Origin of the sequence: Dialister histaminiformans (assembly GCF_900103425.1) — a bacterium.
In the GTDB taxonomy this organism is placed as follows: Bacteria; Bacillota; Negativicutes; order Veillonellales; family Dialisteraceae; genus Allisonella; species Allisonella histaminiformans.
Map to the genome: position 1 here is coordinate 1 of NZ_FMXA01000012.1, position 12,245 is coordinate 12,245.

General features: G+C 45.9%; 6 protein-coding genes and 1 riboswitch. Of the genes, 4 read left to right on the top strand and 2 right to left on the bottom strand.

What is annotated here, in order from left to right; genetic code table 11:
- Nucleotides 1-263: 263 nt before the first annotated feature.
- Nucleotides 264-902 (bottom strand): DUF4163 domain-containing protein, encoded by a 639-nt coding sequence (locus BLQ79_RS05160; protein WP_234944934.1) that lies wholly within the window; start codon nucleotides 900-902, stop codon nucleotides 264-266.
- Between the two features lie 876 nt (nucleotides 903-1,778).
- Between BLQ79_RS05160 and BLQ79_RS05165 the strand changes: the two genes are divergently transcribed.
- Nucleotides 1,779-2,432: a DUF3298 domain-containing protein gene (locus BLQ79_RS05165; protein ID WP_091364543.1), complete on the top strand. Its 654-nt coding sequence runs from the start codon at nucleotides 1,779-1,781 to the stop codon at nucleotides 2,430-2,432.
- An 18-nt stretch (nucleotides 2,433-2,450) separates the two neighbouring features.
- Nucleotides 2,451-2,957, top strand: a complete 507-nt coding sequence (locus BLQ79_RS05170) for a hypothetical protein (protein ID WP_091364544.1) — start codon at nucleotides 2,451-2,453, stop codon at nucleotides 2,955-2,957.
- A 1,005-nt stretch (nucleotides 2,958-3,962) separates the two neighbouring features.
- On the opposite strand, the gene BLQ79_RS05180 is transcribed toward BLQ79_RS05170, so the two are convergent.
- Nucleotides 3,963-5,045 carry a helix-turn-helix transcriptional regulator gene (locus BLQ79_RS05180; RefSeq protein ID WP_091364546.1) on the bottom strand — a complete coding sequence of 361 codons (1,083 nt, stop codon included), beginning with the start codon at nucleotides 5,043-5,045 and terminating at the stop codon, nucleotides 3,963-3,965.
- Nucleotides 5,046-5,322: 277 nt separating this feature from the next.
- Nucleotides 5,323-5,398: riboswitch (cyclic di-GMP riboswitch) on the top strand.
- A 219-nt stretch (nucleotides 5,399-5,617) separates the two neighbouring features.
- Between BLQ79_RS05180 and BLQ79_RS05185 the strand changes: the two genes are divergently transcribed.
- Nucleotides 5,618-7,954, top strand: coding sequence for a GGDEF domain-containing protein (locus BLQ79_RS05185; protein ID WP_159427850.1), 2,337 nt, complete (start codon nucleotides 5,618-5,620; stop codon nucleotides 7,952-7,954).
- A gap of 406 nt (nucleotides 7,955-8,360) precedes the next feature.
- The gene (locus tag BLQ79_RS05190) at nucleotides 8,361-11,237 is read left to right on the top strand and encodes an SEL1-like repeat protein (protein WP_091364548.1); all 2,877 of its coding nucleotides are present in this window, start codon (nucleotides 8,361-8,363) and stop codon (nucleotides 11,235-11,237) included.
- Nucleotides 11,238-12,245: the final 1,008 nt, after the last annotated feature.

Here is a 12,245-nt window from a genome sequence, read left to right on the forward strand (position 1 = left end):
TATCAATTCAAATTCATTCTGTGAGATTGCGTTGTTTATTTTCTCCTCGATACTTATATCTTCATCAAAAAATGTATATCTACTATTTTATGCTATACCTCGCCGAATCGTTAACAGGTAGAAGCTATACCGAAGGAAAGCATGAAAATGTTCTGAGTTCTTTTAGTCTGATAGGAAGCCATCAAGCTTTCCAGATGATGGCTATTTGCAGTATGCCTGCCAGTTTTCTCAGATCTCGCCTGCTCAATCTTCGTATCTCTGTTTCAACTGTTCATACGGTTAAAGTAGTTGATAGCCTCAGGGCTAAAACGGATGCTGATAGCGCCATCGGAGAATGGCCCCAGTTCATATGGCTGATAAACCAGGTCGATGGTTCCGCCCCCACGGAGGAGATAATCCTGGGATACCCGTTCGACCGGCCAGTTTTCGGAATCATATTCCACTTCTTCATCAGACTCGTTGTACAAGGGGAGTACCATGGATAATATTCCGTTTTCCAGCTGGTCTGCATTTCGGATGCGTACATAGTTGTACAGAGGAATCCGGTTTCCGGTTTTCTTGTTATAGACAATACAATCGTAGGATACCCATTCATGGGCTGCTCCTGCAGGATAGGACAGGTTAATAAGTTCAAGGGAGATGACAGAATCGTCCTCGTATGTCACCTCATATTGGGTCTCTACAGAATAAAATTCTCCTGTATCATATCCCTTTTTGGAATCATATACCCAGGTGGCAATATCCTGATTGATTTTCTTCTGCGCCGTCTGATTCTGTGTGTATACCAGAGGGTATTTTAAATCCAGGTTGACCTTCTGGATAGATCCGGTCTGTACACTGGCAGATACCATGGAAGCAGTCAATGTGGTCAACAGAAGGGCCAGAGAAAATATTTTTTTCATATGCATAGGGATTCTCCTCTCTATGAAAAACAGATATACTTTTCTTTATTATAGTATAAATATACAGAAAGGGCAGGTAAAAAACCAAAGACAGATGCGGGAATTGAGTGTGCAAGTGACGAGAAATTTAACAGACAAGATGAGGCAAAACTTTGGGAGTCAGTTTAGAGAGGGAAACGCACTGTGTTCTTCCTGTTAAATAGCTTTCGCATTCTTAACGCAAGGAAGAAACAGGAATACCGTCTTGTATTTTATCTTTCTGTTCGTTAGCAAGCTTTAATACGGACCTAGATACCAAATGTCCTCTTCTTGCAAAGGGCAAGAATGCAAAAGCTGATTAATGAAAGCACGCAGCACGTTTTCCTCTCTGGAATACGATAGCCAATCATGGTGCACAATATCCAATCTCCAGGTTTGTTTTAGTCAGAAATCTGCGTTCTTACCGTTATCAGGCTTTAATACGGACCTGGATACCATTTTTATGGAAATTCAATGAATTTCTTAGATAGAAGACTTGTATCCCGTGGCAACAAGACATTGTTACCACGCCCGCCTGCCATATATTAAGATATCAAGGATTTGCAGGCATTCGAGACAATCCATTGTCTCGAATCCATCCGTTAGGCGGATGGTGGATAGTTGATATATGTATGTTTGTATGAAGGAAAGTAAGCTAATGTTCTGCCCTTTTGATAAAGAGGCTATTTACAGAATGCACATACTCAAAAATTTTACAGAAATTTTTGTCGTTCTGTAAATACGGTAAGGATTTCTTCCGACCGTGATCTTCCATCATCAGTTCAATCCTCACTTGCAGGGATATCTTATAATATAGACAGGTAATTATACATATTTTTCTGTGAAAGGAGTATGTTTATGAAATACAAATCTTATCTGCTTGCGGCGGTTCTGGGGGTTGGTCTGATGGCTGGCGTTTCCACTGCCTCAGCTTATACCGGGCAGGGGACCATGAAAGGAAATGATCTGGATATCACTTATCCAATTGTATTTACTCAGCGCCCGTATGCGCAGAGGCGCATCAATGACGACCTGTACAGGCTGGTAAAGGACACGTTTGATTCCTATGCGGACAAGGAGTTTGTCTCCGCTTATATGGACTATGAGGTAACTTATGAGGATGACGATGTCATTTCCCTGCTGATTCATGTTTCCCGTTATCCCGATAAGGCGGCGCATAACTGGAATGAAACCTATGGTTTGGTATACAACAAGCGCACCGGAAGCCGTATTCCGCTTTCCCACTATGTCCGCATAAAGGATGCAGCACAGCTTCAGAAAGCACTGGAAGAAGGGAAAGTGCAGGAGCTGGATGAAGCAGGAGATGTGCAGACTTTCTACAAGGATGACATGTTTGGTGTGTCGGAACTGACAGATTCTTATGTGCTTCGCAAGAATGGAAATATTGACCTGGTATATGGCCCTTATGGTTTGGGACCGTATGCGGCAGGAACCATGACGATTCCGCTCAACAGGGAAGCCGTGGCTTATTTCAATGGTCTGAATAAATAAAGGGCCAGGAGGTTGATCATGAAAAAATCAATTCTGGTTATGGGGCTGGCAACCCTTCTGTCACTGCCGCTGGCGGTGCATGGAGCAGAGGCTCCGATTCATTTGTATGGAAATTCCGGGATAGTGAACATGTATGATCATATGGGGTCTGCTGTGTATATGTATAAAAATTCGGCCCGGATGGTGGCAGAGGACCGGGATACAGGGTATATTTTCTCTGTTGATGTTAAAGACATATCCTATAATCCGGAGGCCGACCGTTTCCAGATTCAGTCAGTCACCCCAAGAACCACCATATGGTTCTATTGCCCGCTCAATAAAGGATTTCACGGGTACAGTGCCCTGCTGGCCGGGGATAAGGAAATTGATGTTCCGCCCTATGTAAATGATCAGGTATCCTACGTATCCTATGACCAGGGGAAAAACTGGCGCCCATTCTACATGGATGATACCCACGGATACAATCAGCCAGTACATGATCTGTTCTGGAAGGGACTCAATCTGATGAGGGGATTGGACAGATGAGATAGATGCACTAAAGCTCAAGGTGGGGCGGATCATAGGATTTGCAGGGCTGTGAGGATAGCCTGGCCATTCTCATGCCTGTATGAGCCGAGGTTCCTGGGGGCGCTGCAGGGCATCCTGCTTTGCCGCGGGTAAACTCAGGAAATAAAAAACGATTTCCCAATTCAGGGAAATCGTTTTTTTATGTTATGGGTTTATACAATAAGCTATACGGATTATCCACTACCTGCCTGAAGTCTGACCGTTTGAAATCTGCAGGCGAACACTGCAGTCTGCCTAGGGGGACAGTTGTTTTGCTTTGTTGGGATACAGGAAAAAGTGGCTCTTCACGCTTTTTTATGAAATAAAAATAATAATGTAGAAAACAGGCATTGAAAAAGAGCATTGTTTACTCCAATGTAAGTTGACCAAAACCACACAAGGAGGAATAACAATGCTCTTTTACTACCATAATAAAATCACTTCTAATTATCAATATTTCCGCGTAGACCATATTACCGACTATATGAATCCCCATTGCCATACCAGGTTTACCAGTTTAAGAACTGCAAAGGACTTCTTCTGTTCTCACGGCCAATCCCGTATGTATAGTTATAGGGCTTTTTCTGTACTTATTAAGGATTTTCTAAATCTTCCCAAAGAAAAGAAGTACATAGAGTTCTCAGGGCACAGATTTCGCAGCATATCCTGCGGGGAGACCATAACGGAAGATATCAATGCCCTTTTACGCGCGTTACCTGGGAAATGGCCTGGTGGATCATCCACTTACTGAAAGGCCATATGTCCATTTCCACCCTTTCAGATTTTTACCTGCTGATTATTCATCCCCAAAATTTCCGTGAAAAATCTATTATACCAATATACCAAGTTTTTCTATATTTTTCCCGAAAACGAAAAAACAGCGGGCAAAAGCTCGCTGTTTTCACAAGACAGGACAAAACATCTGCCATGTTGATATTAAGGTACAGGCCCGAGAATTCGGAAAGGATTCTTGCGAGGTTTTTCTCAAACGTCAAAGCTCAACTCTTGAACTTGCTTTTCCCCCTCACACCTGTCTTTTATGGCTTCTTCTGTCTGCAGTTCTGACTCTTTCGCACCGGGTTCTTCATACTGAGTCAGCATCTGCTGTATGGCGTTGATGACTTTCTGCTTCAGACTTTCCGGCTGCAGCACTTTTACTTCTGTGCCATGCTGGAGTATCCAGTAGCACATGGCCTGTTCATTCACATGAAGGAACGCATACAGCAGGCCATCCTTCTCACTGGTTACCGTAAAATTATCGCCAAAGGCATCTACCAGCTGATTCATCATTTCCGGAGTGGTTTCCAGAGTTACATCCACCGTATGTCCGGAGTACATGTACAGATCTTCGGCCATACGGACAGGAAGCTGCAGCCCCTGTTCAAATCCAGGAATGTCCTTCACTGGGCGCAGAGGTTCTTCTGATATATGGATGTCCGTAATCCGGTCCAGGCGGAAATGGGATATATTGTCATATTTTTCGCAGTTGCAGAGGAGGTAATATTTCCCAGCAGAGGTTACCATTTCATACGGACTTACCAGATAGGGCTCCTCCCGGCGGGGATGGAGCTGGAAATCGGTGCCGTACTGGTTATAGGTGAATGATACCTTGTGCTGTGTATGAATGGCCTCACTCAGTATATCTATGGTATAGAAAATCTGCTGATTTACGCCATGGGGCAGAGCCGACAGGTTCCGGATATGGGGAACCTTTTCCCGGAAATGCTGTCCGCCCAGACTTATGAGTTTTTTAATCAGCTCCCGGGCCTGAGGCTGAGAGATCATAGGCGAGAATAAGATATCGTCAATCAGTATACGGAGTTCAGACTCTTCAAAAGGGCGTCCTGCAAAATAGGTGCCGCTGGGATTGCGGCTGGAAACGATTTCATATCCCATGGATTGCAGGCCATGAATATTGTCTGTAACCGTTTTCCGGTCACAATGGAGATTATAATGTTTCTGAACCAGCGCAATGATATCATTGCGTTTCAATGGGTGTTCCGCATCTGAATATTCTTTCAGCACATTCAGAATGGCTACGCCCAGCATTCGTTTATTTCCTGGCATGATGATATGTCCTCCTTACGTAAAGGTGACAGGACATGAAAAGGTATCCTGTAGTCAGGTTTATAATTGTAATAATGTTTTTATATTTATTATATATGATAGCACATACCAAAGATTTTTGTACACACGTATCAAAATTACATGTAAACCTGTATTCCGCAGAAATAAGGGATGGAACAGGAAAATAAAATCTGACAAATTTTATCAAAAATTCATTTACAGGCAGGGGAATATGTGGTATGGTGGGAATATGAATTTTACAGGGAGAGATACATGATGTATCTCAGGGCAAAATTGTTGAAAAGCAATGACGCAAAGCTACAGGGCCTTTAACATGGCAGCCAGCTGCAAATTATACTTTTAGCGTGCATTGCGGAATGGCAATGCACTTTTTTCATGTCTGATAAGCAGCACAGTGCATGGCCGAAATCAGCAGGAGTTGGATTCCTGCACTTCTTATGAACAGAATTGAGATAAGTTCGGATTGAGGGAATATGCAGCTTTACAGAGAATTTCAGACAGAAGCTTCTGAGGGAAGAGAAACAAACAGAATGGGTCCCTGGGGGATCAGAATGCTGGAGGCACTGCAGCAGCAGACGGCCATAGCATTGAAGGAAAACGTTCCGGAACAGCGGATTAAACGGCTTATGGAGGGGACATTGACAGCCCTGCATGGCGAGTATATGTCACTCATATTGCGCAATACCTCCGGAACTTATGATATGGCTATAGAATGCACTCATGGTGCGTTTCCTGAATACAGACCGCTGGTACAGGATGTGCCGGAAAGCAATCTGATGCCCCGGTTGTGGGATATGCTGTATCGCGGCAGCGGGGTTATTATCCAGGACGTGCATCAGGCCATCGATAATGTCAAGGGCCAATGGGACTGGGAGATGGTAAGCAAGGTGGATAATGCCATTCTGGTGCCATTCCTGCATAAGGGAGAGGTGCAGGCGCTGCTGGTGGTGTGCAACCTGATGGAAGAAGCATGTGATGCCTATATCCGGTTTGTCCCGCTTCTTAAGGTAATAACGGAGAACATGCTGCGGGAGCTTCCGGGAGATAAAGGATTTACCTTCCTGGATGCGGAGCCGGAAAAACAGGTGGAAGACTGGAAGGCCGGGCTGTATGATACGCTGTTCTATCACAGCGATATGGGGATTTTCTGCAAGGATAATAACCATCGGTATGTGGCGGCCAATGATACGTTTCTGGCGTCCTATCATGTGACACGGGAAGAGATTCTGGGGAAAACTGATGAAGAACTGGACATGCACGAGTATCCGGAAGAAGTGAAGGAAGAGGAGGAGCGAATCCTCACCACGGGAGCCAGAGTGTTGAACCAGGTGCGGAATATAACATGGAATGGGGAAAGGCGCACATTCCTTGTCAGCAAGCTGCCGGTGTGGAAGGATGGTGCAATGCAGGGAATCATCGGATATTCGGTGGATATAACCAACCGGGGACAGGTTGGTGGAGACAGGCATCCTCTCTTTGCTGCGAGACAGCAACAGGAAGAGGCGAAAATGTCTCCAGGTAACCGGTGGAAACAGAAGTATGAGAAATTAGGAGAGAATTTTGCCTGTCTGTCCATTCAGATACTGAGGAGAGAAGAATTCTGCCAGCTCTTGGGAGAAAAGGCATGCCATGCCATGAAGGAATCCATCTTGAGGACGGCAGGCGGTATACTTCCGAAAGAGGCGGAAATCATTCAGATTTACAAAGCCCGTTTTTTGATCCTTATTTCGTGTAAGACACCGCAGGCGATGGAAACCTGGGAAAACCGGATCAGACAGGCGCTGCAGTCTCTGTCATGGAATGGAAAAGGGAAGTCTTTCCCTCTGCAGGTCATGATTGGGGCGGCCCTTTATTCCGAAACTCACGCCGTGGAAGATATGGTGGCTCTCGCCGATTCCCGTATGAAAGCGGATAATCCGCAGCTACCGGAGATAGAAAAAGGGAGTATACGGAAATTCAGCCGTCAGCAGATGGAACAGCAGCTCAGACTTTATGAGTCAGTGTTTGACTATGTCCGTCTGGTGGATCCAAAGACACAAACTGCCAGCGTTCTGGATAAGAATGGAAAATTATATACATCCCCGTACAAGTGTTATTATCTGCTGGGGCGGGATGCCGCCTGCTGTAACTGTACTTCCAGGCAGACATTGAAGGATCATAACGTGCACAGGCGCATAGCTTCTGCGGGAGACCAGGGTTATTACGTGGAAAGCCGCTATGTGGAAATGGATAACGAGCCCTATGTACTGGAACTGATTGACAAAGTGGATAGCATGCAGAAATTTGCGCCGGAATATAAGCAGCGCATGGAACAGCTCAGAGACGAATGGACACAACTGGAAGAACAGAACCAGGTGCTGAAACAGAAAAATCTGGAACTGTACCATCTGTCTCGTACCGATGCCCTTACACAGGCAGAAAACCGTCTGGGACTTCGCTATGGGTTTACTTCATTTGTTCGTCACCGGGTCATGGTTATGATGGTGGATATCAATAAATTCAAACAGTATAACGATGCTAATGGGCATCAAGCCGGAGACCATGTGCTGGTAAACTTTGCACACATTCTGATACAGGCTTTTGGAAAGAAAAACTGCTTCCGTTATGGTGGCGATGAATTTCTGGTCATTGCCAATCTGGCGGAAGAAGAATTCGACCAGAAGATGCAGCAGGTTATCGAAGCGATATCCCGGATTGACATCCCCGGTGCAGCCAGTGCACCACATGGAAGCTTCGGATGTGTCTATGGCTATGCAGATAGCAAGGAAACACTGCGAAATATGATTCGCCAGGCCGATTATTATATGTACCAGGTTAAAAACGGGAAACTGGGTACAGATATTAAAAAAGGATATTATGACGAAAACTGGGCGGATACTATGGATTGAGCCTGGGAAAGCCGATGTCTCCATGTGGGGACATCAGAAAGAATAAGTCTACGGCCTGTTGACTCTTTGTGAAAAGCAGAAAGATTCTGAGTTCATTCCGGTTCTTTCTGCTTTTTAAGTTGTCTTGTATGCATTTTCGATTCTACTCCTGCAATCCTTTAACACCAAAAGGAGATGGTACAGGGACTAACTACGGGTGGTAATTTCCTGGTTTTATAAATCCACAGGAATTCATGCGATGAATATTCTTTTTACATAGAAAGGGGGAATCTTTGCGAATGGCTATAAATCTGGCCATAGTGTAATATATATAAAGATAATATAAGTAATGGTTATGTCCTGAGTATTCGTAAGGAGTCATGTCGGATAGGGATATCACTGAGGGAAAGGGGACAGGAGAACACAAATGACAGAATCATTAAAAGATAAAGTGAAACAACTGGTAAATGAGGGGAATGCCAGGGAAGCTATTTCATTGCTGCAAAACCAGGCTGATCAGGGGGATGGCCAGGCCATGTACGATCTGGGATGCTGCTACGCAGAAGGATGGACAGACAAACCAGATGAAGAGAAAGCCCTTCTGTGGTATGGCAGGGCATGGGATGCACCTGACACAGAAGAAATCAAAGGAAAGATAGCCGATAGTATAGGCGATATTCATTTCCACCGAAAATTGAATTTTCAGGAAGCTGCCAGGTGGTATCGGAAATCTGCTGAAAGAGGATATGACTGGGGATACTGCGACTGGGGCAGCTGCTTTGCCTGGGGGCTTGGTGAAAGTAAAAACACCCAAAAGGCGCTGGAACTGTATAAGAAAGCGTATGAACTGCATGGAGAGGCGGAAGGGGTTACGGCCAATGACATAGGCCATGTCTACCAAGGGGAAACCGGAGAAAAACCGGACTATAAAAAAGCGGTATCCTGGTTCAGAAAGTCAGCCAAAGCAGGATATTCCTGGGGACTGTACAATCTGGCCTCTGCCAGTGAAACCGGCCTGGGAACGGAACTGGACAGGGAAAAGGCGTTTTACCTGTACCAGGACGTCCTTAATACATATGATGATGACGCGGCGGCTCAGGCGGCGAACCGCATGGGGCTTCTGCTTCGCCAGAAGGGGGACCAGGATGAGGATGCCTATGCCCTCTTCCGCTTGTCGGCAAGGCTGGGCTCCACCTGGGGAATGTATAATGCCGGAGCCCTTCTGAGAGATGGAATAAACGGAAAACCTGACATACGACGGGCCATCAAATGGTTCAGTCATGCCTATAATTCCTATGGAGAAGCATCAGGTATTGCGGCAAACAGTCTTGGACTGATTTACAGCGATGAGGACTTTGAATGGTTCAGCATGGAAAAGGCCTGCCGCTGGTTCAGAAAATCCGCATCCCTGGGCTATGGCTGGGGAGCTTATAATCTGGCAGATAATTATGCGCTTGGCCGGGGGGTTAAGTATAACCCGAAAAAGGCCATTAAGTACTACACTATGGCCTATGAACAGGATGATGAGGCATCAGGGGAAGCAGCCAACCGGTTGGGCATGTTGTATGAAAATGGCCTCCCGGGGTTATCTGTTGACTTCAGTAAAGCCCTTGCATGGTACCGGAAATCCGTTGATTTGGGGTGCGCTCCCGGGTTGTATGATCTGGCCGGTATGTATGATCAGGGCAAGGGCTGTACCATGGACAAGGAAAAAGCGCTTCAGCTTTATGAACGGGCCTACGATATGGTGGATGAAGTTTCTGGTTATGCAGCCTGCCGCATAGGCGAAATCTACAAAGCCGGTATAGGAATCAGGCCTGATATGAAAAAAGCTTTTTTCTGGTATGAACGGGCAGCGGAAAGTCATCTGGAAGAGGCCTTCTTTGCCCTGGGAGAATGTTATGAGCATGGAGAAGGCACGGAACCGGATTCGGAACAGGCGATGACATGGTATAAGAAGGCTTATGACTGTGGAGGAGAATATGCAGGCCGCGCATCCTGCCGGATAGCTCTGATTCTGGAACAGTGCAGAGAACCATCCGAAGAGCTGGATAAGGAAATCCTTCAGTGGTTGCAGAAATCAGCCGATGAAGAATTTGACTGGGGAATCCTCAACCTGGCAGATGCCTATCTCCACGGATCCGGCGTGAAGGCGGACGGGAAAAAGGCAGCGGAACTTCTTACCCGGGTATATCTGATGGGGGATGAAGCAGCCGGTGAAGCGGCCAATTCACTTACCCTCATGTATGCCGGAGGCTCGGCCGGACTGAAACAGGACATGAATAAGGCGATAGATTGGGCGAAAAAATCCGCCGAACTGGATCAGGAATTCGGATACTATACGCTGGGGAAATGCTACCTTAACGGGGTGATAGTTCCCATGGACAGGAAAAAGGCGCTGGACTACTTTGGCAAGGCATGGAATAAAAAAGGAAAATCCGAAGCGGAATGTGCAGAGGAAATCGGCATGATTTATCTGCAGGGAGCGGATGGTATTCCAACAAACCTGCCAATGGCTATGGAGTGGTTTACCCGTGGAGCGGAAGCCGGCTCCACCGATGCCTGCCTGTTTCTGGGGAACTGCTACCAACATGGGATGGGTGTTGAACCGGATGGAGAAAAGGCTGTTTCCTATTTCACCCGGGCCTGCAAGCCAGGCGCTCCTTCTGCAGAAATGGCGATTATGAATATCGGGAGCATATATGAAGAGGGCATGGAAGGCGTGGAAAAGAATCCGGAAATAGCCATCCAGTGGTACCAGAAAGGGGCCGAAGAAGGCCTGGCTATGTGCGCCGCCCATCTGGGAGACTGTTATCTGAACGGCCGAAATGGACTGGATATTGATATGGAACAGGCTATGTCATGGTATGAAAAGGCATCCCATATGGAAGGCCTCGGCGCTGGGGTTGCACTGGCACGTATGGGAGAAATTTACGATTACTTAGGTGGAAACCAGGTCCATGATATGAAGAAGGCTATGGAATTCTATACCAGGGCGGCCGATGCCAATTGTGCAGCCGGAGCCTTCCACATGGGCGAATGCTACGAAATGGGGCGCGGCGTTGCGATGGACGGCGTAAAAGCTATAGAGTGGTATTCCAGGGCTTCTATTATGTTTGGGGAAGAATCCATCCGGGCCATAGAAAGCCTGGTAAATATCTTCCGCCATGGCGCTGTCGGTGTGGAACCGGACGAAAACCGCGCAGCATTCTGGGAAATGATGCTGACAGAAATCCCATCCACTGACCCGGTGGATACTATGGAATCCATGATAAATGATACCCAGAACACAACGATTAACTGAAAGAGGGGCAAAAAAATGCAGGTATGAGGTTTGAGAATTGAGGGGATTTGCCAACCTGATGAAGGATTACCCTCAGATACGAAAACCCGCAAGGTTTTCTTCAGACATCAGAACGGAAACCTTGCGGGACCCTTTCAGACAAAACCGAAGAATATAGTAAAACGAGATTTCCCTTTTTTACGGGAAATCTCGTTTTCTTATGTCTTTTATAAAGGAAAAATGAAAAAACTAAGAGAAGTAAAGCCTGCGCAACGAAGCTCCTTTCTTGAAAGAGTAGGATTATCACCATGTTTGGTTGTTATTGGCTGTAATATCCATATTTCCTGTAGTTTCACATAGAGGAATCAACTATCCCCCGCCAGCAAAAAGCTGGCGGGCCCCCTTTCTCTCCAGAAAGGAGCTTCGTATAGTATTTTGTCTTGTGGTATAAATTTTCCTGTTTTTAACGTATGATGCAGAAACAGGAATACTGTCTTGTAATTTATCTTTCTGTTCGTTAGCAAGCCTATAAGTAGGTTTGGGCAAGCATACCAAACTGCTCCTTTCTTGAAAGAAAGGGTGGACCGGAAAGCCGCAAACTTTGTTCGCTGTCTGCAAATCCTTTCGGGATTCGAGGCGGTATGAGCCAAGGCTCATAGGTCGGCAAGAATCCAGGTGGGATTCTCGAGACCGTGCAATCCTTGCAGATTGCAGGAATGAAGCGGAAGATATTCTTATAAATGTTAAAAGGACAAGAAGGGAAAAGGTGCACAAACGGAAAGCATGCAACACGTTTTCCGTTCTGGAGAGAAAGGGGGACCATCTGATTTATCAGATGGTGGAAAGTAGAACCCACTATGTGAATCAGAAGGAATGAAGGTAATATGTTACACTTCGTTGACTTTACGAAAACGTAAGAATAAGAAAGCTAAGAAAAGGAAAGCATGAGAAACGATGCTCCTTTCTTGAAAGAAAGGGGGACCGACGAAGTCGGTGGATAGTTGATTCCACTTTGTTTGAATAAAGGAA

What these genes read in the sequence shown, in the direction of transcription:
- BLQ79_RS05160 (WP_234944934.1), bottom strand. Translation starts at nt 902, where the DNA reads ATGAAAAAAATATTTTCTCTGGCCCTTCTGTTGACCACATTGACTGCT.
- BLQ79_RS05165 (WP_091364543.1), top strand. Translation starts at nt 1,779, where the DNA reads ATGAAATACAAATCTTATCTGCTTGCGGCGGTTCTGGGGGTTGGTCTG.
- BLQ79_RS05170 (WP_091364544.1), top strand. Translation starts at nt 2,451, where the DNA reads ATGAAAAAATCAATTCTGGTTATGGGGCTGGCAACCCTTCTGTCACTG.
- BLQ79_RS05180 (WP_091364546.1), bottom strand. Translation starts at nt 5,045, where the DNA reads ATGCCAGGAAATAAACGAATGCTGGGCGTAGCCATTCTGAATGTGCTG.
- BLQ79_RS05185 (WP_159427850.1), top strand. Translation starts at nt 5,618, where the DNA reads ATGCTGGAGGCACTGCAGCAGCAGACGGCCATAGCATTGAAGGAAAAC.
- BLQ79_RS05190 (WP_091364548.1), top strand. Translation starts at nt 8,361, where the DNA reads ATGACAGAATCATTAAAAGATAAAGTGAAACAACTGGTAAATGAGGGG.